Below are 24,291 nucleotides of genomic sequence, written 5' to 3' on the forward strand. Positions count from 1 at the left end.
TTGCGATCCGGTTCGGCGGAAAGCGTCGCCGGACCGCGAGTTCGATCGCGGCACCGCACGACCGAGAGCGACCGGCGGGTCAGGTCGAGGGCGTCGTCTGGATGTTCAGCGGCTTCGCGAACAGCTGGCGGAACCCCATCGTCGAGAGGAAGTACCAGACGATCCACGCCGGCATCGGGCCGAGGATTCCCTCGGACCACTGGATCTCGCCGACGAACGGCAGGATCGCCGTCTGCTCGGCCGTCGGGATCTGGCCCGTGTTGGTCATCCAGTAGAGCCACAGGAAGATGGGGATCGTCAGCACCATGATCCACACCATCGGGCGGAACTGCTCTTTGAACATGCCGAGCTGGTCGCCCATGGCCTCCATCTGCTCTTCCTGAATCCGGTCGAGGGCCTCCTCGTCGCCGCGTTCCTTCGCGGCCTTGCGCTTCTCCTGGATGGCCTGCATCTGCTCTTGGTACTCGGCCATCTTCTCGTTGTCCATCAGGTTCGCCTGCAGCAGCATCGAGTACACCGAGGTCAGCATCGCGACGACCATCACGACGGCGTAGAACGGGAGCACGGCGTCGATCGGTCCGAGCAGGAGATCGAGCGAATTGCCGATCGTGTCCCGGACTGGGTTGAAGTAGTAACCGATCATCATGCCCAGCGTCGCGAGCCCGGCCAGCTTGTCCCACTGGGACCAGGAACTGTCCTCGCTGTCGACGTCTGGGGTGTCTGGCATCTCGACCGAGCCATCGTCGCCGACGACCTGTTCGACGCCCTCCGGGTCCGAGAGGCGGAAGGCGTCGCCCTCGGCGCTCTGGAGGACGCCGCGCTCGATCAGTCGTCCCCACTGGCCGCTGGTGACGTCGCCCTCGACGTCTTGCCACTCGATCTCGCCGCCGTTCTGGTCGGCGACGCGTTTGACCGACGCCAGCGCGTCGGCGAAGCTCTCATCTTCTTCGATGAGAGACTGCACTTTCTCCGCGGTGCGCACCATTTGACGGTGGCTAGGTGACCCCCCGTAATCAACCTTTTACTCTCGACGCGTCGTTACCGGGGCGGTCGCGAACCGGTTCGTCGTCGAGAATAACGGGACCCCCGAGTGCGTGACCGCTCAGCCGCGCCAGCGCAGGACGCTCGCGGCCCACGTGTAGCCGGTGCCGGCCGCGAGAAAACAGACGGTGTCGCCCGGTTCGACCCTGCCGCGGTCCAGCCCCTCGTCGAGCGCGAGCACCTGATCGACGCTCTGGACGTGGCCGTACTCGTCGAGGTAATACCCGTCGGTCTCCGGGTCGACGCCGAGTTCCGCCAGCAACCGGTCGTGGAAGGAGCGCTTCATGTGGGTCAGCGCGACGAAGTCCAGATCCGAGCGATCGAACCCCGACCGCTCCAGCGCGTCGTCGGCCACTTCGAGGTAGTTCGGCAGCGAGACGGGCGCGAGACGCTCTTTCATCCCCTCGGGATCGGGCACGTCGAGCGCGTGGGCGCCGGTCGTCACCGTCTCCTCGCTCGCCGGGTTGCGCGTCCCGCCGCCGGGCATCACCACGTCCCGCGAAAACGAGCCGTCGGTGACGGCCGCGCTCCCGTGGATCTGCGCGCGGGCGCGGTCCCCGGCGTCGCGTTCGAGCACCATCGCCGAGGCGCCGCTGCCGAAGTTGAACATGAACGAGGAGTCCTCGTTACCGTAGTTCACGAGATCCTCCTCGCGGCTGGCGGCGACCAGCAGCGCCGAGTCGACGTCGCCCGCGAGCAGCTGCGCGCGAGCCTGTCGGATCGCGATCGGCGCGCCCGCACACAGCGAGTAGCTCTCGGTCGCGTACGCCGACTCGGCGCCGATCCGCTCTGCGACGTCGGCCGCGGCGCTCCAGACGACGTAGTCCTTGAACTCGCTGCCGTGGTACAGCACCAGATCGAGGTCCAGCGCGGCGAGGTCGGCGTCGGCGAGTGCGTCCTCGGCCGCGGCGACGCACATGTCGGAGGGATGGTCGGCGTCGGGCGGGCAGACGCGCTTCTCGCGGACGCCCATCTTCTCGACGACGACCGACTCGGGGATGTCGCTGCGATCGGCGATCTCCGCGCCGGTCAGCCGCTCGTCGGGCAGGTACCGGCCGTAGCCGGTGAGCGAGACCGTCACCGCTGCCACCCCCGGACGCGGGAGCGCAGTCGGTCGGGGAGACGTTCGGCGACGGTGCCGCCCAGTCGGTCCCGGAGCGTGCCGAGGATTCCCCGCGGGACGTAGAGGACGAAGAGGATGAACACGATCCCCAGATACAGGTCGGCCCGCCCGTCGACGAGCACGTTGATCACGTCGGCGACGCTGACGCCGCCGACGCCCGAGGACAGCGTCGACTCGGGCAGCACGCGCCGCAGGTAGCGCGCGATACCGTGGTACTCCGTCGAGAGCACGCCCTCGATCCCGCCCTTGAACAGGTAGCCGTACAGCGGCCCGGCCAGCGTGCCGAAGCCGCCGATGATCGCGGCCAGCAGGGCGTCGGCGGTGACGAACAGGTCGAAGGTGTTCTCCGGCGCGACCGACCGTCGGTAGCCGGCGAACAGCGCGCCGGCGATCGCCGCGAAGAAGCCGCTGATGGCGAACGCGACCAGCTTGAACCGGTAGACGTCGTAGCCGACCGCGCGGGCGCGCTCCTCGTTCTCGCGGATGGCGATCATCACCCGACCGAACGGCGAGTGGACGATCCGCTGGAGCGCGAAGTAGCTGACGAGCACGATCGCGCCGATGGCGTAGTACGACGCCCACGTCGCGTCGACGGCGATCCCCGGCCCGAACTCGCCGAAGTTCGTGCCGACGATCCGCCCGATCTCGACCTGGAGCGCGTCGACGCCGGGGACGCCGATCGAGAACCCCTCGCCGGCGCCGATCGAGGCGCCGTCGCGCGGGTTGGAGCTGACGTAGTCCCAGTTCCGGATGAACACGTGGGCGACCTCGGCGAACCCGAGCGTGATCATCGCGAAGTAGACGCCTGAAAGGCGGAACGAGACGGCGCCGACCAGCAGCGCGATGCCGACGACGACCAGCCCGGCGATCAGGAGCAACGCCATGAACGGCGTTCCCGGGCCGAGCAGGGGCACCTTCCCGGTCGCGGCCAGGATGACGAAGTACGCGCCGACGCCGTAGAACAGCGCGTGGCCGAAGGAGAGATAGCCCGTGTAGCCGCTGATGAAGTCGAAGCTCACCGCGAACAGGCCGATGTACAGCACCGCGACCATCGTGTCGATCCGCGGCAGGAACACGTCGAGTTCGGCGCCCAGCGGCGTCCGCACCAGAATCGCGTAGACGAAGGGATACAGCGCGAAAGCGGCGACGACCGCGATGTGGACGGCGTGGTCGCCGAGCAGCCCTCGGGCGTAGCCGAACCGCGACCCCGTCGACGCGTCGCCAGCGTCCGCGGACGCGTCGCTGGAGTTGGCCGACGCGTCACTCACCGCCGACGCCGAGGCGTCGGCCGGCTCGGTGGGGTCGCTAATGGCCGCCCACCTCCGCGACGCCGAACAGGCCCTGGGGCCTGACGATCAGGACGCCCACGAGCACGAGGAACGTCACCATCTCGGGCAGGCCGGGGAAGGCGACGTGGTTCTGGAACAGCCAGGTCATCAGCGCGTCGGTGAGTCCGACGATGCCGGCCGCGACGACCGTCCCCCGGAACGAGCCCAGGCCGCCGATGATCACGACGACGAACGCGACCAGCAGCGTCTCGACGCTCAGCGGGACGGTCGCGCCGAAGCGCGGGTCCCACATCAGCACGGCGCCGGCGACGCCGGCCAGCCCCGCGCCGACGCCGAAGACGACCGTGAACGCCTTCCGGACGTCGACGCCGAGCGCGCGGGTCATCTCGGGGTCCTCGCTCCCGGCGCGGATGTACAGCCCGTAGCGCGTCCGGGTGAGAAACGCCCAGATGCCGGCGACGACGAGGGCGCCGAGCAGCACCTCGAACAGGTACAGCCCGCGCGTGGAGACGCCGGCGACGGTGTACCAGTTCGAGAGGAAGTCGGGCGCGGTGCCGATCGCCGCCTGCCACTTGCTCCGGGGCTGGAGCCCGTTCAGTTCGACGACGATGCGCGCGAGTTCGTCGAGCACCAGCACGAGCCCGAAGGTGAGCAGGATCTGGAACAGCGGCTCGCGGTCGTAGATCGGTCGGATCAGCGTCACCTCGACGGCGCTGCCGAGCAGCGTGAGCGCGCCGAACGTCGCGGCGATCGCGAGGAAAAACAGCACGAACCGCGCGGGGCCGTTCATGCCGGCGGAGACCGTCACGACCATCACCGCGCCGCCCAGGTACGCGCCGATCATCGTCAGCGAGCCGTGCGCGAAGTTCAGCACGCCCATCAGCCCGAAGATCAGGGAGAGCCCGCTGGCGATCATCACGTACAGCGCCGACTTCGACAGGGCGTCAAGCACGATGCGCGCGATCGTTCCCGGCTGGAGCAGATCGATCAACACGTCGACGAACGCGAGCGTGAGCAGGTCGATCATGCGCTGAGATACCTCCGTATCATCTCGTCGTCCTGCGATACGGCGTCGGAGTCGCCGCTCTCGACGACCTCGCCGTGGTCGAGCAGGTAGAACCGGTCGGTCAGGTCCATCGCCATCGGGAAGTTCTGCTCGACGAGCAGCAGCGTCACGTCGTCGGCGAGCGTCCCGAGCGCGTCGACGACCTCCGCGACGATCTGGGGCGCGAGCCCCTCGCTGGGTTCGTCGACCAGCAACAGGTCGTTGTCGCCGACGAGCGCGCGGGCGATGGCGACCATCTGCTGTTGCCCGCCGCTCAGATCGCCGGCGTCGCGGTCGCGGTGGTCCCGCAGCGCCGGGAAGGCGTCGAGCGCCTCCTCGACTTTCGCCGCTGTGTCGGCGTCGGGCCGCGTCGCGACGCGCAGGTTCTCCTCGACGCTGAGGTGGCCGAACATCCGGCGCTCCTCGGGCACCCAGCCGACGCCCCGGCGGGCGATGTCGTGGGTCTCCTCGCCGGTGACGTCGACGCCGTCCAGACGCACCGAGCCCTCGCGGGGCGGCGTCAGGCCGAGGATCGATCGCAGCGTCGTCGTCTTCCCGACGCCGTTGCGCCCCACGAGCGCGACGTTCTCGCCGCGTTCGACCGCGAGGTCGACGCCGCGCAGCACGTGGCTCTCGCCGTAGTAGCTGTGGACGCCGTCGAGTTCGAGCGCGGGCGCGTCGGCGCTCACGCCGCCTCACCTCCGGCGTCGGAGTCGGGTCCTGCGTCCGCGGCATCGTCGGCGTCCGTCGTGTCGCCGTCGCTCGGATCGGTATCGCCTGCCGCGTCGGCTCCGGGCTCGTAACCGCCGAGGTACGCTTCTTGCACGGCCGGGTCTTCCCGCACGGCCTCCGGCGGGCCGTCCGCGATGAGCGATCCCTGGTGGAGCACGGCGACCCGGTCGCTGACGTCCATCACGACGTCCATGTTGTGCTCGACGAGCAGCACCGCGTGGTCCGCGGCGACGCTCCGGATCAGCTCGACCAGCTGGTCGATGGCGTCGCTGGAGACGCCCGCGGTCGGTTCGTCGAGCAGCAAGACGTCGGGGTCGCCCGCGAGCGCGACGGCGACTTCGAGGTGCCGTTTCTGGCCGTGGGAGAGCGTCTCCGCGGTCGTTTCGGCTTCGTCGGCGAGTCCGACCCGTTCGAGGATCGCACGGGCCTCGCGCTCGTACTCGTCGAACGCCGAGACGTTCCGCCACAGCTTCCAGGCGTCGGCGCCGCCGTGGGCCTGCGCGGCCACCCGGACGTTCTCCAGCGCCGTCGCCGTGGGAAAGAGGTTCGAGATCTGGTAGGATCGGTGAAGCCCGCCCAGCGCCGTCTCGTGAGGCTCGGCGTCGGTGACGTCGACCCACTCAGCGCCGCCTGGGCTCCCAGTGTCGCCCTCGTCTCTCGTTTCGGTCTCACGAAGCTCGACACGTCCCTCAGTGGGCGACAGCGATCCGGTGAGCAGGTTAAAGAACGTCGTCTTGCCGGCGCCGTTGGGGCCGATGAGCGAGCACAGTTCGTTCTCCCCGAGCTCGAAGTCCACGCCGTCGACCGCCGTCAATCCGCCGAACTGTTTGGTGAGTCCGGTAGTACGTATCATCCTTGAAGGTTACAGTTCATCCCGTCGGCGTCCTGCGGAATCGTCACCTCGTCGGCGCTCACGGTCGTGAGCGGTTCGCTCGGCATGATCGCGGCGTCCCAGTTGTCGGCCCACTCGTCGGTGGTGGGCACGGGGTTGGCGACCGTCATCGCCGACCGGGCCTGGTTGTTGTACTCCTGGTACGTGTACGCGCCCTCGCCTTTCGGCGTGTCCTGAACGGTCATGCCGGTGAGCGCGTCGACGATGTCGTCCGCGCCCGTCGAACCAGACTCCTCGACGGCCTGCACGAGCGAGGACGCCGCGGTGAACGTCCCGCCCGAGAACAGGTCGGGGACGGTCCCGTAGGCGTTCGTGTAGGACTCGACGAACGTGTCGTTGATCTCGTTGTCGTACTGGTTCCAGTGGTACCGCGTCGTGAACGGTCCGAGCTTGGCGTCGCGGAGGTCCTGTGCGGTGAAGTCCTCGCCGAAGGTCCGCTGGGCGACGCCGCCGATGGCCGCGTTCGAGATCTCCGTCGCGAACCCGCCGAACATGCGGAGGTCGTAGTCGCCCGACAGCCCCGTCGAGAGGAAAGCGGGGAGCGTCGAAACGGTGAACCCGCCGATCACGGCGTCGGCGTCCTCCTCGACGGCGTTGTCGTAGAGGCCGCCGAACTGGGAGTACCCCCGCGGGACGAACTGCTCGCCGACGATCTCGATCCCCTCGCTCTCCAGCACCGACCGGTAGTTCCGGGCGACCGCGCGACCGAAGCTGTAGTCGGCGGCCATGATGTACACCCGCTCGACGTCGGTCTCGTTGGCGACGTACCGCCCGCCGCTGCGAGCGTCCATCGCCGTGTGTTCGCTGGCCCGAAACACTCGATCGCTGCAGTACTCGCTGGACGACGTGATGTCGGACGCCGCGGCGGGTCCGGCGACGAACGGCGTGTCCGTGTTCGCCACGACGGACGTGATCACCCGCCGGGCGGACCCGGAGTTCGCCGTCCCGAACAGCACGTCGACGTTGCGGTTCTCGACGAGGTCGGTCGCGACCGACTGGGCCTGGTCGGCGCTGAACTGCGTGTCCTCGATCAGGAGTTCGTAGTCGTAATCGTCGCCCTCGATGGTTTGCTCGCCCGCGGAGTCGACGTCGAGCGGCTCAGCGTCGTGTTTGTACGCGAGCCCCGAGAGGAACCCCCAGAGGCTCTGCTGGCCGTAGTACTTCAGGTCGCCCGTCAGCGGCTGCATGACGCCGATTCGGAGCGTGCCGCCGCCGCCACCGCCCGGACTCTCCTCGCTGAGACAGCCCGCGAGGCCGGCCGCACCGAGCGCGCCCGAGCTTTTCAGAATCGATCGCCTGGAAATGCGTGTCATTGTATCTCAATATGTCGGGCGAACGCAGCAAAGACACCCGTGTTGATATACAAACCTCGCTAGGTGTCGGCGCGGCGTCGCTCAGTCGTAGGTCAGCGTCATCCCGCCGTCGAACAGCAGATCGCCGCCGTTGAGATGGCGAGCGAGTCGCGAGAACCCGATCACGAACAGGTTCCCCACGTCGACGGGAGCCATCATCTCCTTGGCGCGAGCCTGGCCGAGCATCACGTCCTCGACCACCGCCTCCTCCGAGATGCCGCGCTGCTCTGCGGTATCGGGGATCTGGTTCGTCACGAGCGGCGTCTCGACGTAGCCCGTGCTGACCGAAAAGGAACGAACCGTCCCGTCGCCTTCCGCTGCGATCGACTGGGTGAGCCCCCGAAGCCCGAACTTGGCGACGTTGTACGCGACCTTGTCGCTCGTGACGTAGTGGCCGTGGACCGACGCCATGTTGCCGACGCAGCCGCCGTCCGCCTCGCGCATGTGGGGGAGACAGCGCTTCGCGAGGTACGTCGGCGCGCGCAGCATGACGTCCTGAATCTCGTCGAACCGCTCCATCGGGAACGCCTCGATCGAGGCCACGTGCTGGAGCCCGGCCACGTTCGCGAGGTATCGGAGCTCGCCCAACTCGGCCGCGGCGTCGACGAGCGCGTCCATCGCGGCGTCGTCGCGCAGATCCGCGGGGACGGTTTCGACCGTTCCCTCGACGGCCAGTTCCGCCGCCCGGTCGGCGGTCCCTTCGAGACCGTCCTCGTCGACGTCGGTCGCGACGACGGTCAACCCGTTCGCCGCGGCGACGAGCGTCACCGCGCGACCGATACCCGACGCCGCGCCGGTGACGATGCAGACGTTCTCGGGCGAAAAGCGGTCGTCGTCGATCGTGTGGATCTCGTCGCGCTCGATCTCGGGCGGCGTGGTAGACTCTCCCATATAACGAGGTACGAGCGGATCGAGTAACAAGGGAGCAGTTGATATGCAAACCGAACCGCGGGGAGCGCGCCGCGGTCGAGGAGGCGCGGCGTTACGGCACGATCGGGGAGGCGTGGCGTCGCGACACGGCCGAGGAGAGAGCGTCGCGCCGACGCCGTCGACGAGGTGCGACCGTGACGCCGACGACGGGGCGGCATCGCGACGCTGCCGCCCGTCGGACTGCGACGCCGCCGCCCGCCGCGCCTCAGCCGAACGTCGGCGCCGGGCCTTCGGGCGAGTCGGTCGCGCCGCGGAACCGAACCTCGTCGCCGATCTCGACGTCGTCCGCGACGTGAGCCGTCACGCGCGCGTCCCCGACCGTGACCAGCGCGACCGTGTAGGGCGCCTCGAACCCCTCGGGCGCGACCTCGATGCGCGTCGCCGAGTAGACCGTGCCCTCCTCGGGGAGTTCGACGGGATCGAGGTCGCGACTGCCGCAGCGCGCGCAGGCCGCCTTCGGCGCCGCGGTAACGTGCTCGCACTCGGGACACGCCTGCCCGAGCAGGTGGCCATCCTCCAGTGCGCCCGTCCAGCCGTCGGCGTCGAGCCGACCGTCGGACAGATACTCCGAGAGATCGGTCATCGGGCCACCTCCAGCACCGTCACGAGCGTCGTCGCGGCGTCGCCGCCGAGGTTGTGCGCCAGCCCGACGTCGGCGGCCTCGACCTGCCGGTCGCTGGCGTCGCCCCGGAGCTGCTCGGTCAGTTCGACCAGTTGGGCGATCCCCGTCGCGCCGATGGGGTGGCCCTTCGCTTTGAGCCCGCCGCTGGGGTTGACGGGGATCTCCCCGCCCAGCGACGTACGGCCCGCCGCCGCTGCCGGGCCGCCCTGCCCGTCTTCGATCAGTCCGAGCGCCTCGGTCGCGAGCACCTCGGCGCCGGTGAAACAGTCGTGGAGTTCGACGACATCGACGTCGTCAGGGCCGATCCCCGCGGTCTCGTAGGCCTGGCTCGCGGCGTCGCGCGCGGACCGGGTCATCGAGGGGTGACCTTTGTCGGCGATCGGTACCACGTCGGTCGCGTGCCCGACGCCCGCGACCGCGACCGGGTCGCAGTCCAACTCGGCCGCGGCGTCGGCGCTAACGACCACGACCGCGGCCGCGCCGTCCGAGAACGGACAGCAGTCGTGCAGGTGGAACGGGTCGGCGACAATCGGCCCGTCGAGCACTTCCTCGACCGTGGTCTCCTTGCCGAAGTGTGCGCGGGGGTTCAGGCTGCCGTGGCGGTGGTTCTTGACGGCGACCTCCGCGAGTTGCTCCTCGGTCGTGCCGTGCTCGTGCATGTGCCGTTTGGTCAGCAGCGCGAACACGCCGGGGAAGGTCAGCCCGGTCGGGCGCTCGTACGTTCCGTGGGCGGCGCTGGCGAAGATGCGGGTCATCTCGTCGGTCGCCTTGCCCGTCTCGGGCGAGCAGCGCTCGACGCCGCCGACGAGGACGACGTCGTGGGCGCCGGATTCGACCGCGCGGACGGCGTGCTTGAACGCGTTCGAGGAGGTCGCGCAGGCGTCCTCGAAGCGCTGACAGGGGACGCCCGCGAGACCGACGTGCGAGGCGAGCGTCGGCGCGAGGTGGCTCTCGCCCTCGATCTGGCCGCCCATCGCGTTCCCGAGGTAGACCGCGTCGACGTCGGTCGCCGCGACGCCGGCGTCGTCCATCGCAGGGAGCGCGGCGTCTGCAAACAGTTCAGGAAGGGTCGACTCGTGGACGCCGAACGGTGTCATCCCGGCGCCCGCGATCCGTGCGTCGTGCATGCTACAGTAGAGGATAGCGCGCCCGAAAAGGTGGCAGGTTGAAATGCGAACCTACTCCAGGTCGCCGAGCGCCTGAACGATCCGCCGAACTACTTTGCGCTCGCCGCGCCGGAGATTCTTCGAGACCGCGGTGTCGGAGATGTCGAACTCGTCGGCCAGCGACTGCAGCGTCGCCCCGCGGGGATCCTCGAAGTACCCCTTGTCGACGGCCGTCGAGAGCGTCTCGCGCTCGACCGACGACAGGTCCCGACAGCCCTCCAGCAGCGTCATCGCCGGCTCGGCGTTCTCCAGCAGGTCGAACAGCTCGTCGGTACCCAGCGACTCGCGAGACTCGACGGTGAACTCGTTGTTCCGTTCGAGATCCGAGAGCGTGTCGTCGGCGACCCGCTCCTCGTCGAAGCCGACCTCCCAGCGCTCGCTGCCGTCCTCGATGTGGAACGGGCCGGTGATGTAGCCGCCGTGGTCGCGGATCACCTTCATCGCGTTCGTCTGGCCGATGATCGTCCGGATCACCGCGGACTCGCCGCGCTTGGAAAAGAGCGAGCACTCGCGCATGTTGTCGTGATCCTGCAGCGCGGTGAGCCCCTGTTCTAACTCCGTTCGGCTCTCGCCCTCGACGGCCAGCCGCGTCTCTAACTCCTTCGAGACGCCGTCGAACTGCCAGTGGACCGCCGTGAACGACACGTCGTGGTCGTCCGTGGTGTCGATGAAGGGGCAGTCGTACTGCTCCATCTCCATGGCGACGTCTATCATACCAGCCAGTTCAGTACAACTACATAATTATCTTTCGTGTCGATGCCCGGGACGGCGTCGTCGGTCGCGAAGCACTCAGCGCTCCCCGGGACCGAACCGTCTTGCGATCGCCGACCGGTCGATCTTCGAGGGGCCGCTGGTCGGCATCTCGTCGACGAACGCGAGCTCGCGAGGGTGTTTGAACCCCGCGAGCCGCTCGTCGAGAAAGTCGCGGAGTTTCGCGATCGTCAGCGACGCGTCGCCCTCGATCACGGCCTTACCGACGGTTCCCCACTGCTCGTCGGGGACGCCGATCACGACGGCCTCGTCGACGCCGGGATGGTCGGTGAGCGCGGTCTCGATCTCGGGCGGGTAGACGTTCTCGCCGCCGCTGACGTACATGTTCTTCTTGCGCCCCTCGATGCTGTAGTAGCCGTCTTCATCGACCCGAGCGAGATCGCCCGTCGAGACCCAACCGTACTCGGCTGCCCGATCAGCGGCATCGGCGTCGCTCTCGGATGCCACAGCGGCGTCGGCACCTGTGGCGCCCTCGCGCGCGCCGAACGTCGCCCGGGTTTCGCCCTCGTCGCGCCAGTACCGGTCGGCGGCGTGGGGGCCGGCCAGTTCGAGTTCGCCGATCTCGCCGTCCTCAACCGGGTCGCCGCGCTCGTCGACGATCCGGACGTCCGCGTGGAGCACGGGTTTGCCGATCGTGTCGGCTTTCTCCTCGGGCCAGCCGTCCGGCATCGCGAAGTTGTTCGGGCCGCACTCGGTGAGGCCGTACCCCTGCGAGAGGTCGACGTCGCGCTCGCGCCAGGCCCGGATCGTCGCGTCGCGACAGGGGCCACCGCCGCTCTTGACGAACCGGAGCGTCGAGAGGTCGGTGGCGTCCCACGCGTCGGCGTCGGCCATCATGCGCAACACGGCCGGAACCGCGACCAGCACGGTCGCGCCCTCGCGCTCGACGGTCCGGAGCACTCGCTCGGGATCGACCTCTCTGCTGATCGCGACCGTTCCGCCGAGGTGGAAGAAGGGGATCGTCAGCACGTTCCAGCCGCCGGTGTGGAACATCGGGAACACCATCGGCGTCACGTCGTCCGACCGCAGTCCCCACGACGTGATCGTGTTGAACGAGTTCCAGCACAGCGAGCCGTGGGTCAGCACGGTCTCTTTCGGCGTCCCCGTCGACCCGCCGGTGTGGAGAAACAGGGCCGGGTCCGACAGCGCGACGTCGACGCCGGCGACCGGCGAGCCGTCCTCGGGCAGCGCGTCCGCGTACGTCGGGGCCTCGGCGAGCGAGTTCGGCGGCGCTTCGGCGTCGAGCGGGCGTGACGCCGCGTCGGCATCGGCGTCGACATCGCCCGCGGCTGGAAGCCGCACCGCGGGACACGGCGCGTCGCCGTCGAGCGCCGCGGCGACGTCCTCGACGAACGGCGCCTCGACGACCAACAGCGACGGGTCGACGGTTTCGAGCAGTTCGCCGAGTTCGGGCGGCGCCAGCCGGTGAGACAGCGGCGCCAGCACGGCGCCGAGCTTTCCCGCCGCGAAAAAGAGGTCGAGGTACTCGACGCGATTCCGAGAAACGGCCGCGATCCGATCGCCCTTCTCGACGCCGCGGTCCGCGAGCAGCCGCGCGGTCCGGTTCGCGCGCTCGTCGAGGTCGGCGTAGGTGTAGGCCTCGCCGGTCGTCACGTCTTTCAGGCCGACGGCGTCGGGCGTGAGCGTCGCCCGGCGCTCGCTCCAGGCGCCGACCCAGTCGTAGGGGCGGTCGCCGTGGTCGTGAATCACCGCGCATCACCCGACTGAGAATCCAAAAATTCCAGCAGCGTCTCGTTGACTGCGTCGGACTGCTCGATGAAGAAGAGGTGCGGGCCGTCCTCGAACAGTTCGAGCCGGGCGTCGTGGAGCCCGTCGGCGAGCAGGTCGGCGTTCTCGACCGGCAAAACTCGGTCCGCGGTGCCGTGAGCGACCAGCGCCGGCACCTCGATCTCGCCGAGTCGGTCGCTGGCGTCGAACGCACCAACCGCGGCGAGCTGGGCCTCCCGAGCAGCGTCTCCGGCGTCCTGTTCGAGCCGCCAGTCGACGATCCGCTCGATCAAGTCGTCGTTTCGCTCGGGGAACCCGTCGGACATCGCGGGCGCCATCCGGTGGCGGATCACCTCGCGCTCGTCGTACCCCTCCGGTTCGGCGACCATCCGTGCCTGGACCTCGGGTGACGCCGCGGCCGCCTCGTCGCCGCCCGGACTCGAACAGAGCAGCGAGATCGACGCCGCGCGGTCGTGATTCAGCGCGTACCGCTGGACGATCATCCCGCCCATGCTGGCGCCGACGAGATGTGCGTGCTCGACACCGTGATCGGCCAGCACCGCCTCGACGTCGGCGGCCATCTCGGCGATCGAGTACGGTCCCTCCGGCGCGTCGGACTCGCCGGTGCCGCGGTTGTCGACGACGACCGTCTCGTAGCGCTCGGCGAGGGCGTCGCGCTGCCAGTTCCACATCCAGCGGCCGTAGCCGAGTCCCTCCACGAGAACGACCGTCTCGGCCTCGGACGGCCCGTCGACCTCGTAGTAGACGTCGACGCCGCCGTTGCTAGCGCTTGGCATACTCGTGTTTGAGCGGCGACGCTATTCAAACGGGAAGTTTGCATGTCAACCCGGCGTTTCACCCGACTGCTGTCCTTCTTTGAAGGTATGCCAGTAGCGACCCCCGGCGACACGGCCACGGCCCAGCTCCCGGTGACCGAGGAGCGCATCGAAGCGTTCGCCTCGGTGACCGGCGACGACAACCCGCTGCACCTCGATCCCGAGTACGCCAGCGAGTCGCTGTTCGACGGCCCGGTCGCCCACGGGATGCTCCCGGCCGGGGCGATCTCCAGCGCGCTCGCGGAGCTGCCCGGCGACATCGTGTACGTCTCGCAGGATCTGTCGTTCGATCGGCCCGTCCGACCCGGCGAGACGATCGAGGCGACGGTCACCGTCGCGGAGGGCCTCGACGGCGACATGCTTCGCGTCGAAACCACGGCTGCGGCGGACGGCGAACCGGCCGTCACGGGGACGGCGACGGTGCTGTCGGAACCTCACGAGTAGGAGGCGAGAACGACCTGCGTCCGGGTCGCAGCGGGCGGCGGTCACTCCGAGTCGAACGACCACTCGCCGTCGGTCGAGTGGATGGTCATCGACGACCCGTCCGAGGACGCCCGCACGCGGTCGTGGACCTGCGCCGCGTTGAACGTCTCGCGGGTCGTCGCGACGTTGTAGCAGCCGATATCGTCGCCGCCGTCGGCCCACTTCGGAGTACAGACGCCGACGACGTAGCGGACTTTCTCGTAGGATAGTCGAAGTTCCTCGTGAAGCGACTCGGAGACGACGGGCTGGCGCGGCGTGTCGAAGTAGCGATCCCACTCACCGAAGGGGCCTTCCAGTTCCGGGGGCTTCTCGCCCGGCGGTGAGCTCAGCTCGACGTCGATTACGGTATCGCTCTTCCAGACGCCGTTCTCCCCGTACATCCCCTCGACTGTCTTCAACTGCACGTACCCTTCGGCGCCGGGCCGGAGCGCGTTACACCCGGCGAGCGCGCCGACGCCGGCGACGCTGGCGGAGCGAAGCAACGTTCGTCTGGAGGGCATCGTTCGCAGTTCGGACAGTTTGGAGTAAAATTTTCCGATCGTCGGGCGTTCGGACCGACGGAGCGGTGTTTCCGATAAGCATTCCGCTGCGGCGCCGAAGCGACGACGGCGGCGCCCCGCTCAGGCTTTCTCGCCGACCGCGTCGTGCATGTCCTCCCAGACCCCATCGGGCACGCGCTCGCCGTCGGTCGAGTGGATCGGTGACTGGAACTTGGGAAAGAACTTAGCAAGCGCTGGACATGACTCTAGCCGTGAACCGCCGAATGACCGAAAGCGCGTTTCGCGGGTTTCGATCGATCCTCGCGACCCTTGCGTTGCTCGCCGTCACCGCCGGAACCGCTATCGCCGTCCGTGACGGACTGGTCGCGCTGGGCTACGAGGAGTTGACGACCGGTCTGCCGGGGCGAGTACTGTTCGTGGCAGCGTTCGCGACCGGATTCGTGGTGCTGTTCGTGGTCCTGGCGTTCTGGTACGCCCGACGCGACTGAACGGCGGTAGATCAAACGGCTATGCGATGCCTAGCCGGGAGGACGCCGTGCTTGCAACCGAACCACGATCGGCGAGAACGAACTCGTTCAGGCCTGCTCGGCGATCGCGTCGCGCACGTCCTCCCAGACGGCGTCGGGCGCGCGCTCGCCGTCGACGCGGACGAACGCGTCGTCGCCCTCGTACTGCTCGATGACGGGGACGGTGTTGTCCTCGTACACGTTCAGGCGCTCGCGGACGGTCTCCTCGGTGTCGTCGTCGCGCTGGATCAGCTCGCCGCCACACTCGTCGCAGACGCCCTCCTCCTCGGGCTGGTCGTACTCGACGTGGTAGTTCGTGCCACACTCGTCGCAGACACGGCGACCGGTCAGGCGGTCGACGAGTTCCTCCTTGGCGACGTCGAGGTGGAGCACGACGTCGAGGTCGGTGATCTCGTCGAGGTACTCGGCCTGCGAGGGGTTGCGCGGATAGCCGTCGAGCACGTAGCCGTCGGCCTCCTCGAGGGCGGTCTTGACGATCTCGTTGACGACCTCGTCGGGGACCAGCTCGCCGGCCTCCATGTACGCGCGCGGCGTGTCGTACTCGGTGTCGAGATGTCCGATATCCATATCTTTGTTCGCGCGCAACGCGTCGCCGGTCGTGACGTGCTCGACGCCGAACTCCTCGACGATTCGCGAACTCTGCGTACCCTTGCCCGCACCCGGTGCTCCGAGGATCAGTACGTTCGGATTGGCCATGTTCGTACCTCAGCCTCCCCGCTTAAAGGCTTAAAGAAAATCGGCCGGGCTTTTGCCCCCGGGGTGCCAACCGGAGACCATGACGCGATTCGACGCCGCCGACCCCGAGGCGCGACGGGCGCTGTTCGTCGAGGCCATCGACGCCCACGAGCAGCGCGCGAGCCCGTTCCTGACGATCGAGGCCGACGCCACTGACGATGACGCCGACGCGACGCCGGACGACGCCGACGCCTCGGCGGACGAAACGGACGACGCGGACGCCGCGGCGCCGTGGGTCCAGTACGCCGACGGCAAACTCAACCTCGACTGCACGGACGCCGAACTCGACCGGCTGAAGTCGCTGCTCGACGAGTTTGGCGCGTTCTCGATCGACGACCTCCACAGGCCCGAGGAGGCCGAGGGGACGAACGTCCGCCTGACCGCCCGCACCGACCCCGAGCGCGTCGCGCAGTTCCTCGACCGGGCGTTCCGCGAGGTGTACGAGCGGCCCGAGGACTACCGCACCTGGGCAGCCGAAGTGTAGGATCGGCGTCGCGCGGCGGATCTGCGTCGCGGCGCGGTCACCCGTCGCCGGATTCCGACGTGAACAGTTGCTCGAAGAGCTTGCGCTGCCCGGCTCGGAGGTGGTCGTTGAACGTCGGCTGGGTGATATCCATCGACGCGGCGACCTCGCTGCCCGAGCGCGTCCGCGGCGTCTCGAAATAGCCGCTGTGGAACGCGGTCCGGAGCGCCTCGATCTGCCGGGGCGTCAGGTCGTCGGTCAGCGCGGCGTGAAACTCGGTGAGCGTCTCCTGGGATCGCTCGCGGGTGCGCTTGCCCGTGAACGTCGCCTCCGGATATCGTGATCGGAACGACTCGGCGAACTCTCTGGCCGGTTCGCCGGACGCGATCTCGATGGAGACTTGCGCTTCGCCGTCCTCGGCGCGGAGCCGGGCGAGCCTGCCACCGTGGTCGAGGACCGTCGCCGCGGGGCAGTCGTCGTCGAGAAGCGCCTCGAACAGGCACACGCGCTCGCCGTCGTCCGCGCGTTCCGAGACGAGCGACAGGTCGCGTATCGACAGCCCGACCGCGGCGTCCCGGATCGCGCCCGGCGCGGCGCCGTGCGTCCGGAAGAACGCTCGCAGTCCACCGTCAGCCTGCGGGACCACGTTCTCGTGGACGAACGTACAATCGGCGTCCCGAGTGAGAGAGGCGACCGAGAAATCGTCGTCGGAGACCGAAAAGTCGAGTTCGGTCACCTCGTCGCTGACCAGCGCGCGCTTGGTCTTGAGCGCGCTCGCGGCGTAGGCGATCGTGTCGCTCAGCTCCGTCAGCACGTCGCGTTCCAGCTCGTCGAACACGCCCTGCTCGGCCGCGTAGACCGAGAGGACGCCGAACGTGGTGTCGCCGTGGGCGAGGGGGAGTGCGGCGACCGACTGGTATCCACGCTCGAGCGCCACCTGCTGCCAGGGCTCGAACGGCGGGTCGCCGACCACTTCGTCGACGACCTCGACCTCGCCGGTGCGGAGCGCTCGTCCGGCGGGTTCGAGCGTCTCGACGTCGCCCGCAGACGTCACCTCGATCTCCTCGAGGTAGCACGACGAGGCGCCAGCGCGCTCGGCGGGCGTCACGGCCTCGTCGACGGCGTCGACCTCGCCCACCCACGCGAGTTCGTAGGGAGCGTCGTCGCCGGCCAGCGCCTCGCAGACCACGCGGTGGATCTCCTCGCGGCTCGACGCGCCGACGAGCGCCTGATCGATGTTCCGGATGATGGAGTTGATGCGATCGAGTCTGGCGAGCGTCTCGGTCCGCTCCTCGAGAGTCGCCTCGCGGGACCGGAGCTGCTGTTCCCGACGCGTCCGGCCGAACGCCGCGCCGACGTTGGCGGCGGCCGTCTCGACGAAGTCGTAGTCGGTCGACGAGAACCCGCCCGATTCGGTCGCGCCGACGACGAACACGCCCTGCTTGCCCAGCGGGAACGCCGCGAGTTCGGAGACCGACCCACCGTCGGTCTCGACGCCGAGGTCGGCTCGCCGCCGCGGCTCGTCGTTGACGAACGCCTCCCAGCCGACGCCCTCGCCGACCGCCAGCGGCGACTGCTCGGCCAGCAGCCGCTCGCCGGCCTCCGTCGCCGCGAGCGGTTCGAGCGCGCCGGTGTCGTCGGCGTCGATCGCGACCGCCGCGACGGGAAGCGCCAGCGTCTCCTCGGCTGCGGTGACGACGCGCGACGCCGTTTCGGCCGCCGTTTCGGGCTCCATCAGATCCCGGCTCAGTCCGTTGAGCGCGGCCAGCCGGTTCTCGCGGTGGCGGCGTTCGAGTTCGTACTCGACCCACTGGCCGATCAGTTCCAGAAACGTTCGCTCGCCCGAGGAAAATTCGGCGTCGCGCGGCGATCTGTCTACGAAGCAGATCGTCCCGTACGGTTCGTCACCGACGGCAACCTCGACGCCGGCGTAGCACTCCAATCCGAACGCGTCGTAGAGCGGGTCGTCGGACCAGCCGGCGGCGGCGGCGTCGCTGACCGACCGCGTTTCGCACTCGGCGACGACTTCCCGGCAGTAGTGCGTCGACGACGTCGGCGTCGTCGCTCCCTCGTCGAGTTCGGGATGGTGTCCGTGCATCGCCTCGATCTCGAAGTCGTCGCCGCGGTCCCGGGTCAGCATACCGACGTCGACGCCGAACCGCTCGGCGCCGAGCGCCAGCAGGGCGTCGATCTTCTCGTCGAACGACCGGTCGGTGTCAGACGTGACGTCGTACGCCCGGCGCAGATACCGCTCGCGTTCGACGCGGTCGAGTTCGTAGCCGAGCCACTCGCCCATCAGTTCGACGAACGTCTGCTGGCCCTCCGAGAACGGGTAGTCGCGTGCGCTCGTGTCCGCGAAGCAGAGCGTGCCGTACTGGTCGGCGTCGACCGACACGGTGACGCCGAGAAACGATTCGAGCCCGTATCGCTCGTAGGCGGGGTCCGCTTCCCAGCCTTCGGCGGCGGCGTCCGCGACGCCAAGCGGGCCGTCGCCCTCGAGGACGCGCCGACAGTACGTCTGGGAAACCGGCGCCGTGGCGCCGGGCTGGATCTGCTCGTGGGAGCCGACAGCGTCGACGATCTCGAAGGCGTCGCCGTCGATCTGCGAGAGAAAGCCGATATCGAGTCCGAGATACTCGCGGCCGAGTTCGAGCAGTCGTCTGACTTTCTCCTCGAACGTCGCGTCGGGAGCCGCAATCGTCTCGTAGAGCTTCGCGAGAAACCGTTCGTGACTCTGCAGCGACGTCTTGGCGACAGTTTGATCCCGAAGCTCACCCAGCATCCGGTCGACCTCCCGATCTGCCCGGTCGGACGATGCCAGCTCCGCCGGCGGCGTGTAGTAGAGGTTTCGAGAGAGGGCGCCGTCGTGGACGAGGTGCGGGTGAGCCCTGACGATGTCGCGGACGGCCGCCGGTGGGAACCGATCGCGGTTGTACTGGCACAGCGCGATGCAGTCGCCCGTCGGGAGCGTCTCGTCGAACCGGCGCTCGTACTCGGCCAACTTCTCGACATCGGCGTCGCCGTCGAGCGCCCAGGTCATTTCGCCGGTGATCCGAAGCGCTTCGTACTCCTCGAGCACATCCTCGACGGTGTCCTGGAGAAACGTGATCATGTCGTCCGGGTCGAACTCGCCGTCGCGGCGGTAGGTGTCCGCCGGAGAGAGGACCGTGAGCGCGCCCGATTCGAGCGCGGCGTCGACGTCGATCCCGCCCTCGCGCAATGCGGCGAGCACGTCGGCCCGCGAGTTGTCGTCGGTGACGTACAGGCAGTGCTCGCCGTCGGCCAGACCCTGCTGGACGAACGGGACGACGGCTGCGAACTGCTCGGCGCGTGACTCGTAGAGCAACGCGATGTGGTCGTGTCCATCGGGCGGTTCGACGGGCCCGCGGTCGGCGTCGCCGAGCGCCAGATCGTCGAGGCCGCTCTCGCGGCCCCGGCGCTCGATCGCGCCGTGCTCCGTGGAGCCACTCATGGATTGGGCTCTCGTGGAGTGCGGCGGGTCGTTCGGCGTGCGGCACGACCTTTCGTTCGCGGAGTCGGGCGTTCGGGGCGTATCATATGAGTTGCTGGCGCGAGGAACGTCGCTGACGCGGTCCGGTCGGAATCGGCGTCGGCGCGACTAACCAATCGAGTACCGGTTCGAACGCCCCGTACGGAAATAAGCGCGCCGTCTATCCCGTATCAGTTCACGTACGTGTCGGCAGGGCCGAGCAGGTTCCGAGCCTCCAGAGCGGTGCCGACGACCATCGGCGCCAGACGCCGGAAGACGACGGTCGCGGGACCGTTCGGCGAACACGAACGCCCGAACGGTTTTCCACGAGTTCGACGTAACCAGCCCCGGGGAAACACATGGATAGCGTTCTGACACGAGAGCGGACGGATACGCTCGCCAAATCGGTTTTGCGGCCGCACCCGTCCGCTCCGTCAGATTTACCACACGGCCGACAATAGAACGTTCATGAGCCAGTTCGACCGGACGACCGATTCCGGCGCGAAAGCAGACGCGGAGTCCGACCGCGACGCCGACGAGTCGGAACCGGTCGCGCGAACCGAGTCGTGCATGTCGCCCTCGGACGTGTTCGCCACCCTCGGGAACGACACGCGCGTCGAGATCCTTCGCGCGCTGCTGGAACTCGGCGCCGACGAGGAGCCAGTCAGCTTCACCGATCTCTTCGAGCAGGTCGACATCGAGGACAGCGCGAACTTCAGCTACCACCTTCGCAAGCTCACCGGCCACTTCGTCAAGCAGGGCGACGACGGCTACGAGTTCCGCTACCCCGGACGCAAGGTCGTGAGCTCGATCTTCACGGGGACGCTCACCGAGCGCGCGCAGGTCGGCTTCTTCCCGGCGGAGGGGACCTGTTACGCCTGCGACGGCGACCTCCACGGCTGGTACGTCGACGACACGCTCTCGATCGGCTGCACCGACTGCGGCACGGTGCAGGTGAGCTACCCGTTCCCCTCGGGCGCGCTCGACGACAGGGAACCCGAAGACTTTCTTCAGGCGTTCCACCACTACGTCCGCCACCACTACTGCCTCGCCGCGGACGGCGTCTGTCCGGAGTGTACCGGATCGGTCGACACGGCGCTCGTCCGCGACCCCGAGGAGGACGATCTGGACGTCGCCGTCACCCACCGCTGTGGGCGCTGTGGCTACCGGCTTCGATCGACCGTCGGCGTCACGCTGCTCGACGACGCCGACGTGCTCGTGTTCCACTCGAAACGCGGCGTCGACCTGAACACGGCGTCCTTCTGGCAGTTCGACTGGTGCGTGAGCGACGCGCGGACGGAAATCGTCTCCGAGGAGCCGCTGCGCGTCCAACTCACGCTGCCCTGCGACGGCGACGCGCTTCGGGTACTCGTGGACGAATCGGTCAGCGTCGTCGACACCGAGATCGTCGATGCGGACGTCACCGACGCTCCCGAAGCGTAGTACGGCATCGGAACGACACGGGATCACAGAAACGAAAAACGAATCCGGGCGGACCGGACTCGCGAGCCACGGTAGCGGTAGTTCGGCCGAGCGGCTTACTCGAACTGCTCGACAGCCCGCTCGTAGCGACTGGACGGTTCGTCCCAGTCGACGACCTCGAAGAAGTTCTCGACGAACTCGCCGCGGGCGGGGCCGTAGTCGTGGTAGTAGGAGTGCTCCCAGACGTCGAGCGCCAGAATCGGGTGGGAGCCCCAGAGCGCGCCCTGGTCGTGCTTGTCGACGACGACGTTGCGGAGCTGGTTGCTAAAGGAGTCGTAGACCAGCAGCGCCCAGCCGCCGGCGGCCGAGGCGGCGGCCTCGAACTCGCCCTGCCAGGCCTCGTAGGAGCCGAAGTCCTCTGCGATGCGGTCGGCGAGGTCGCCCTCGGGCGCGTCGCCGCCCTCGGGGCTCATCGACTGCCAGAACAGGTCGTGGAGAACGTGCCCGGAGCCGTTGTGCGTGACGTTCCGGATGGCGCCGGCCGACGACGAGAACTCGCCTTCCTCGCGGTTCTCTGCGAGGGTTTCTTCGGCGGCGTTCCAGCCGTTGACGTAGCCCTGGTGGTGCGTGTCGTGATGCCAGGTGAGTACCTGTTCGCTGATGTGCGGTTCGAGCGCGTCGTAGTCGTACGGCAGCGGCGGCAGTTCGTAGTCGCTCATATTGATGCGTCTTCCCCTACGAATGCTTGCGACATGAAGTTTCTCTGTAGCGCCTTTTAGTAGATCTCGTGACTGGTTTCGAAGTCATGTTTCAATTGCAGAGCGGCGCCAGTAGCGGAGATGGCCAACACTCCTGTCAAAACATACCACTATCGACGTTCGGCCTCCGTGACGCTTATGTGTGGATGAGAGACCGTGTGAAGGTCCAAGCGAAGAGACGCTTCGAATCGGCGCCGTCGAGAGCCAGTCCGACGACGAACCGAACCGCTGACCCCGCATCCTCGTACGATGACACTCACTGCGCCACGATGCCGCGGCGTCGGAAGCCGGTCTACGGGATTCAGAAGCCGACCGCGTGGAAGCCGACCAGCGGGAACGCGAGCGGTGGATACGCCGTCCACAATAGTGCCGCCACTACCCGACGAGCGTCGAAAGAAAAACCGAACGGAGAGTCGGCGCTACTTCCCGAACATGTCCCGCATCATCGGGTGCATCTCCATGAGCTGCTCCTCGGCGATCTCCTCGTACAGCTTGTACGTGATCGAGACCGTCAGCAGCAGCCCGGTGCCGGTCACCGTCCCGATGGTACCGAGCATGTTCGCCATCACGGCCAGCAGGCCGACCAGCGCGCCGCCGATGACGGTCACTTGCGGGATGTACCGCTCCATGACCTTCTCGAGCACGCCGGTGTTCTGGCGGAATCCGGGGATCTGCATCCCGGAGTTCTGGATCTGTTTCGCCGTCGATTCCGGGCCCATGTCGGTCGTCTCGACCCAGAAGATGGCGAACACGGCGCCGCCGACGATCATGACGGTCAGGTCGATCCCGACCCGGAGCATGATCTGCCAGATCTCGTAGTTGGCGGCCGAGCCGCCGGCCCACCACATCCACTGGTCGGGGGAGTAGATCGGCGACGTGTAGTAGAAGAACCCGCTGACCGGGCTCCCCTGCTGGTAGACGCCGAGCCACGACGGCATTCCCGCGGTCCTGTTGAGGATCTGCCCGAGGAACTGCAGGTTCGCCTGCAGCGCGCGGACGAGGATCATCGGCAGGACGCTCGCGTAGATGAGTTTCACCGGGAAGCGACCGCGAGCCCCTTTCACGCGGCTGTGCGAGAGGGGGATCTCCACGCGGACGCTCTCGGCGTACACGACGACGACGAAGATCAGCACCGTCGTGAACAGCGCGAGCAGTTGGCCCTCGCCGAAGATCAGGTACTGGAGCCCGCTGCCGCCGACCAGCGAGCCCTCGGGGCCCGCCCGGCCGAGCGCGATGTCGAACCAGGTCGGGAAGAACCCGCCGGCCCGCGGGCTAAACAGCCCGGACACGAGCTTCTGGCTGACGCCGGCGATGATGAACAGCCCGACGCCGCTCCCGACCCCCCACTTGGAGACGATCTCGTCCATGTAGAGGATCAGGATTCCGCCGACGACGATCTGTGCGAACACCAGCAGCTCGAGGCCGAGCTGGGAGATGCCCAGCTGGCTCGCGAGATTGGGGTCGACGGTCAGGAGGCCCGCCCAGACGGTCGGGATGGCCATCATGACGGTCATCACGACCACCAGCAGCTTCTGGAGGCCCTGATAGAGGACCTGATCGCGCGGATCGTCCGTGTCCAGCCCGAGCAGGTCGGTCCCACCCAGCAGCTGCAGCACGATGCTCGCGGTGACGATCGGCGCGATGCCGACCTGCATCAGCGTCCCCTGACCGACGGCCAGGATCGACTGGAACTGCTGGAACAGTGCGCTCTCCGAGCCGCGGGGCACGCCGACCAAGTAGATGTTGGTCAGCAGGAAGTACAGCATCAGTACTCCGCCAGTCCACAGCAGCTTGCGCTTGAACGGCACGTGGCTCTTCGGCTGGCGGACGATCGGCATCCGCGTCAGGACCGGTTCAGCGACCTCCTTCCATCCCATGTCTTACTCCCCGTCTGCCTCTGTCTGGGATACGTCTTGTGGTTCGTCCTCGTCCTCGGCTTCCTCGGCGCGGTCGCTCAGGGTCGCCTCGCCGTCTGCCTCCTCGATGAGCGCGCGAGCGCTCGCGGAGAAGGCGTCGGCGACGACTTCGAGCTGGTTGCGGACCTGCCCACCGCCGAGCACCTTGACGACGTCGGCCTCGTGGCCGTCCTCGACGATGTCGCGCGCGTCGAGGCGGAACCCGTCGTCGGTCTCCTCGGCGAGGCCATCCGCCGCGTATACGGCGGCGTCCTCGTCGAGCTTCTGGACCGCGATCTCGAGAACCTCGTCCTGAACGGACTCGGGTCGGGTGAAGCCGTGTTTGCCGAGCGGTTCGTAGTTGTGGAACTCGTGTTTGTCGCGCCCGGCCGCGCCGCGGCCGCCCCGGTGGCCGGCCCCGCGGCGGTTCTTGTGGGAACCGCCGCCGTGCGTGCGCGAACCGCGCTGGCGTCGTTTCTTGCTGGTCATGA

23 protein-coding genes are annotated in these 24,291 nt (G+C 68.1%); 4 read left to right on the forward strand and 19 right to left on the reverse strand.

Features of this window, described 5'->3' with window-relative positions; genetic code table 11:
- Positions 1–79 precede the first annotated feature (79 nt).
- The 13 genes from NO931_RS19195 to NO931_RS19255 all read right to left on the reverse strand — a co-directional run bounded on the left by NO931_RS19195 (position 80) and on the right by NO931_RS19255 (position 13,488).
- The gene (locus tag NO931_RS19195) at positions 80–985 is read right to left on the reverse strand and encodes a DUF106 domain-containing protein (RefSeq protein ID WP_256393977.1); all 906 of its coding nucleotides are present in this window, start codon (positions 983–985) and stop codon (positions 80–82) included.
- A gap of 117 nt (positions 986–1,102) precedes the next feature.
- On the reverse strand, positions 1,103–2,122 hold the full coding sequence (locus NO931_RS19200; RefSeq protein WP_256393978.1) for a 3-oxoacyl-ACP synthase: 1,020 nt from the start codon (positions 2,120–2,122) through the stop codon (positions 1,103–1,105).
- Entirely contained in the window at positions 2,119–3,345 is a 1,227-nt protein-coding gene (locus NO931_RS19205; protein WP_375142088.1) for a branched-chain amino acid ABC transporter permease, read from the reverse strand. The genes NO931_RS19200 and NO931_RS19205 overlap by 4 nt, the downstream gene beginning before the upstream one ends.
- Before the next feature lie 124 nt (positions 3,346–3,469).
- The gene (locus tag NO931_RS19210) at positions 3,470–4,480 is read right to left on the reverse strand and encodes a branched-chain amino acid ABC transporter permease (protein WP_256393980.1); all 1,011 of its coding nucleotides are present in this window, start codon (positions 4,478–4,480) and stop codon (positions 3,470–3,472) included.
- Complete coding sequence (locus NO931_RS19215; protein WP_256393981.1) at positions 4,477–5,187, reverse strand: ABC transporter ATP-binding protein; 711 nt, start codon at positions 5,185–5,187, stop codon at positions 4,477–4,479. The genes NO931_RS19210 and NO931_RS19215 overlap by 4 nt, the downstream gene beginning before the upstream one ends.
- Positions 5,184–6,083, reverse strand: coding sequence for an ABC transporter ATP-binding protein (locus NO931_RS19220; protein WP_256393982.1), 900 nt, complete (start codon positions 6,081–6,083; stop codon positions 5,184–5,186). Before NO931_RS19220 ends, NO931_RS19215 begins: the two co-directional genes overlap by 4 nt.
- Entirely contained in the window at positions 6,080–7,435 is a 1,356-nt protein-coding gene (locus NO931_RS19225) for an ABC transporter substrate-binding protein (RefSeq protein ID WP_256393983.1), read from the reverse strand. The genes NO931_RS19220 and NO931_RS19225 overlap by 4 nt, the downstream gene beginning before the upstream one ends.
- 81 nt (positions 7,436–7,516) lie before the next feature.
- Positions 7,517–8,365 (reverse strand): SDR family oxidoreductase, encoded by an 849-nt coding sequence (locus tag NO931_RS19230; RefSeq protein ID WP_256393984.1) that lies wholly within the window; start codon positions 8,363–8,365, stop codon positions 7,517–7,519.
- A 244-nt stretch (positions 8,366–8,609) separates the two neighbouring features.
- On the reverse strand, positions 8,610–8,987 hold the full coding sequence (locus tag NO931_RS19235; RefSeq protein ID WP_256393985.1) for a Zn-ribbon domain-containing OB-fold protein: 378 nt from the start codon (positions 8,985–8,987) through the stop codon (positions 8,610–8,612).
- Positions 8,984–10,153: a thiolase domain-containing protein gene (locus tag NO931_RS19240; protein WP_256393986.1), complete on the reverse strand. Its 1,170-nt coding sequence runs from the start codon at positions 10,151–10,153 to the stop codon at positions 8,984–8,986. The genes NO931_RS19235 and NO931_RS19240 overlap by 4 nt, the downstream gene beginning before the upstream one ends.
- A gap of 51 nt (positions 10,154–10,204) precedes the next feature.
- Positions 10,205–10,906 carry a helix-turn-helix domain-containing protein gene (locus tag NO931_RS19245; RefSeq protein ID WP_256393987.1) on the reverse strand — a complete coding sequence of 234 codons (702 nt, stop codon included), beginning with the start codon at positions 10,904–10,906 and terminating at the stop codon, positions 10,205–10,207.
- Between the two features lie 75 nt (positions 10,907–10,981).
- Positions 10,982–12,670, reverse strand: coding sequence for an AMP-binding protein (locus NO931_RS19250; RefSeq protein WP_256394031.1), 1,689 nt, complete (start codon positions 12,668–12,670; stop codon positions 10,982–10,984).
- On the reverse strand, positions 12,670–13,488 hold the full coding sequence (locus tag NO931_RS19255) for an alpha/beta fold hydrolase (protein ID WP_256393988.1): 819 nt from the start codon (positions 13,486–13,488) through the stop codon (positions 12,670–12,672). Before NO931_RS19255 ends, NO931_RS19250 begins: the two co-directional genes overlap by 1 nt.
- 87 nt (positions 13,489–13,575) lie before the next feature.
- Between NO931_RS19255 and NO931_RS19260 the strand changes: the two genes are divergently transcribed.
- Positions 13,576–13,971, forward strand: coding sequence for a MaoC family dehydratase (locus NO931_RS19260; protein WP_256393989.1), 396 nt, complete (start codon positions 13,576–13,578; stop codon positions 13,969–13,971).
- 41 nt (positions 13,972–14,012) lie between these two features.
- Here the strand turns inward: NO931_RS19260 and NO931_RS19265 are convergent, their stop codons facing one another.
- Entirely contained in the window at positions 14,013–14,510 is a 498-nt protein-coding gene (locus tag NO931_RS19265; RefSeq protein WP_256393990.1) for a hypothetical protein, read from the reverse strand.
- A gap of 251 nt (positions 14,511–14,761) precedes the next feature.
- On the opposite strand from NO931_RS19265, the gene NO931_RS19270 reads away from it, so the two are divergent.
- Positions 14,762–14,998, forward strand: a complete 237-nt coding sequence (locus tag NO931_RS19270) for a hypothetical protein (protein ID WP_256393991.1) — start codon at positions 14,762–14,764, stop codon at positions 14,996–14,998.
- Positions 14,999–15,085: 87 nt separating this feature from the next.
- On the opposite strand, the gene NO931_RS19275 is transcribed toward NO931_RS19270, so the two are convergent.
- Complete coding sequence (locus NO931_RS19275; RefSeq protein WP_256393992.1) at positions 15,086–15,733, reverse strand: adenylate kinase; 648 nt, start codon at positions 15,731–15,733, stop codon at positions 15,086–15,088.
- 79 nt (positions 15,734–15,812) lie between these two features.
- Between NO931_RS19275 and NO931_RS19280 the strand changes: the two genes are divergently transcribed.
- Complete coding sequence (locus tag NO931_RS19280) at positions 15,813–16,256, forward strand: DUF7975 family protein (protein ID WP_256393993.1); 444 nt, start codon at positions 15,813–15,815, stop codon at positions 16,254–16,256.
- Between the two features lie 37 nt (positions 16,257–16,293).
- Here the strand turns inward: NO931_RS19280 and NO931_RS19285 are convergent, their stop codons facing one another.
- Positions 16,294–19,707, reverse strand: coding sequence for an MEDS domain-containing protein (locus tag NO931_RS19285; protein WP_256393994.1), 3,414 nt, complete (start codon positions 19,705–19,707; stop codon positions 16,294–16,296).
- 486 nt (positions 19,708–20,193) lie between these two features.
- Here NO931_RS19285 and NO931_RS19290 point away from each other — a divergent pair, with 486 nt between their 5' ends.
- The gene (locus tag NO931_RS19290; RefSeq protein WP_256393995.1) at positions 20,194–21,168 is read left to right on the forward strand and encodes an ArsR/SmtB family transcription factor; all 975 of its coding nucleotides are present in this window, start codon (positions 20,194–20,196) and stop codon (positions 21,166–21,168) included.
- Between the two features lie 95 nt (positions 21,169–21,263).
- Here the strand turns inward: NO931_RS19290 and sod are convergent, their stop codons facing one another.
- From sod to NO931_RS19305, 3 genes are all read right to left on the reverse strand, one after another.
- Positions 21,264–21,866, reverse strand: a complete 603-nt coding sequence (sod, locus tag NO931_RS19295) for a superoxide dismutase [Mn] (protein ID WP_256393996.1) — start codon at positions 21,864–21,866, stop codon at positions 21,264–21,266.
- Positions 21,867–22,324: 458 nt separating this feature from the next.
- Positions 22,325–23,782, reverse strand: a complete 1,458-nt coding sequence (gene secY / locus NO931_RS19300; RefSeq protein ID WP_256393997.1) for a preprotein translocase subunit SecY — start codon at positions 23,780–23,782, stop codon at positions 22,325–22,327.
- A gap of 3 nt (positions 23,783–23,785) precedes the next feature.
- On the reverse strand, positions 23,786–24,289 hold the full coding sequence (locus tag NO931_RS19305) for an uL15m family ribosomal protein (protein WP_256393998.1): 504 nt from the start codon (positions 24,287–24,289) through the stop codon (positions 23,786–23,788).
- Between the last annotated feature and the right edge of the window lie 2 nt (positions 24,290–24,291).

The sequence above is a fragment of the Natronoarchaeum rubrum genome, assembly GCF_024494695.1.

Excerpts from the sequence above, each read along its gene's own strand:
- NO931_RS19210 (WP_256393980.1), bottom strand. The coding sequence starts at position 4,480 with ATGATCGACCTGCTCACGCTCGCGTTCGTCGACGTGTTGATCGATCTG.
- NO931_RS19195 (WP_256393977.1), bottom strand. The coding sequence starts at position 985 with ATGGTGCGCACCGCGGAGAAAGTGCAGTCTCTCATCGAAGAAGATGAG.
- sod (WP_256393996.1), bottom strand. The coding sequence starts at position 21,866 with ATGAGCGACTACGAACTGCCGCCGCTGCCGTACGACTACGACGCGCTC.
- NO931_RS19280 (WP_256393993.1), top strand. The coding sequence starts at position 15,813 with ATGACGCGATTCGACGCCGCCGACCCCGAGGCGCGACGGGCGCTGTTC.
- NO931_RS19285 (WP_256393994.1), bottom strand. The coding sequence starts at position 19,707 with ATGAGTGGCTCCACGGAGCACGGCGCGATCGAGCGCCGGGGCCGCGAG.
- NO931_RS19290 (WP_256393995.1), top strand. The coding sequence starts at position 20,194 with ATGAGCCAGTTCGACCGGACGACCGATTCCGGCGCGAAAGCAGACGCG.
- NO931_RS19235 (WP_256393985.1), bottom strand. The coding sequence starts at position 8,987 with ATGACCGATCTCTCGGAGTATCTGTCCGACGGTCGGCTCGACGCCGAC.
- NO931_RS19255 (WP_256393988.1), bottom strand. The coding sequence starts at position 13,488 with ATGCCAAGCGCTAGCAACGGCGGCGTCGACGTCTACTACGAGGTCGAC.
- NO931_RS19305 (WP_256393998.1), bottom strand. The coding sequence starts at position 24,289 with ATGACCAGCAAGAAACGACGCCAGCGCGGTTCGCGCACGCACGGCGGC.
- NO931_RS19265 (WP_256393990.1), bottom strand. The coding sequence starts at position 14,510 with ATGCCCTCCAGACGAACGTTGCTTCGCTCCGCCAGCGTCGCCGGCGTC.
- secY (WP_256393997.1), bottom strand. The coding sequence starts at position 23,782 with ATGGGATGGAAGGAGGTCGCTGAACCGGTCCTGACGCGGATGCCGATC.
- NO931_RS19230 (WP_256393984.1), bottom strand. The coding sequence starts at position 8,365 with ATGGGAGAGTCTACCACGCCGCCCGAGATCGAGCGCGACGAGATCCAC.
- NO931_RS19245 (WP_256393987.1), bottom strand. The coding sequence starts at position 10,906 with ATGATAGACGTCGCCATGGAGATGGAGCAGTACGACTGCCCCTTCATC.
- NO931_RS19220 (WP_256393982.1), bottom strand. The coding sequence starts at position 6,083 with ATGATACGTACTACCGGACTCACCAAACAGTTCGGCGGATTGACGGCG.
- NO931_RS19225 (WP_256393983.1), bottom strand. The coding sequence starts at position 7,435 with ATGACACGCATTTCCAGGCGATCGATTCTGAAAAGCTCGGGCGCGCTC.
- NO931_RS19260 (WP_256393989.1), top strand. The coding sequence starts at position 13,576 with ATGCCAGTAGCGACCCCCGGCGACACGGCCACGGCCCAGCTCCCGGTG.
- NO931_RS19275 (WP_256393992.1), bottom strand. The coding sequence starts at position 15,733 with ATGGCCAATCCGAACGTACTGATCCTCGGAGCACCGGGTGCGGGCAAG.
- NO931_RS19240 (WP_256393986.1), bottom strand. The coding sequence starts at position 10,153 with ATGCACGACGCACGGATCGCGGGCGCCGGGATGACACCGTTCGGCGTC.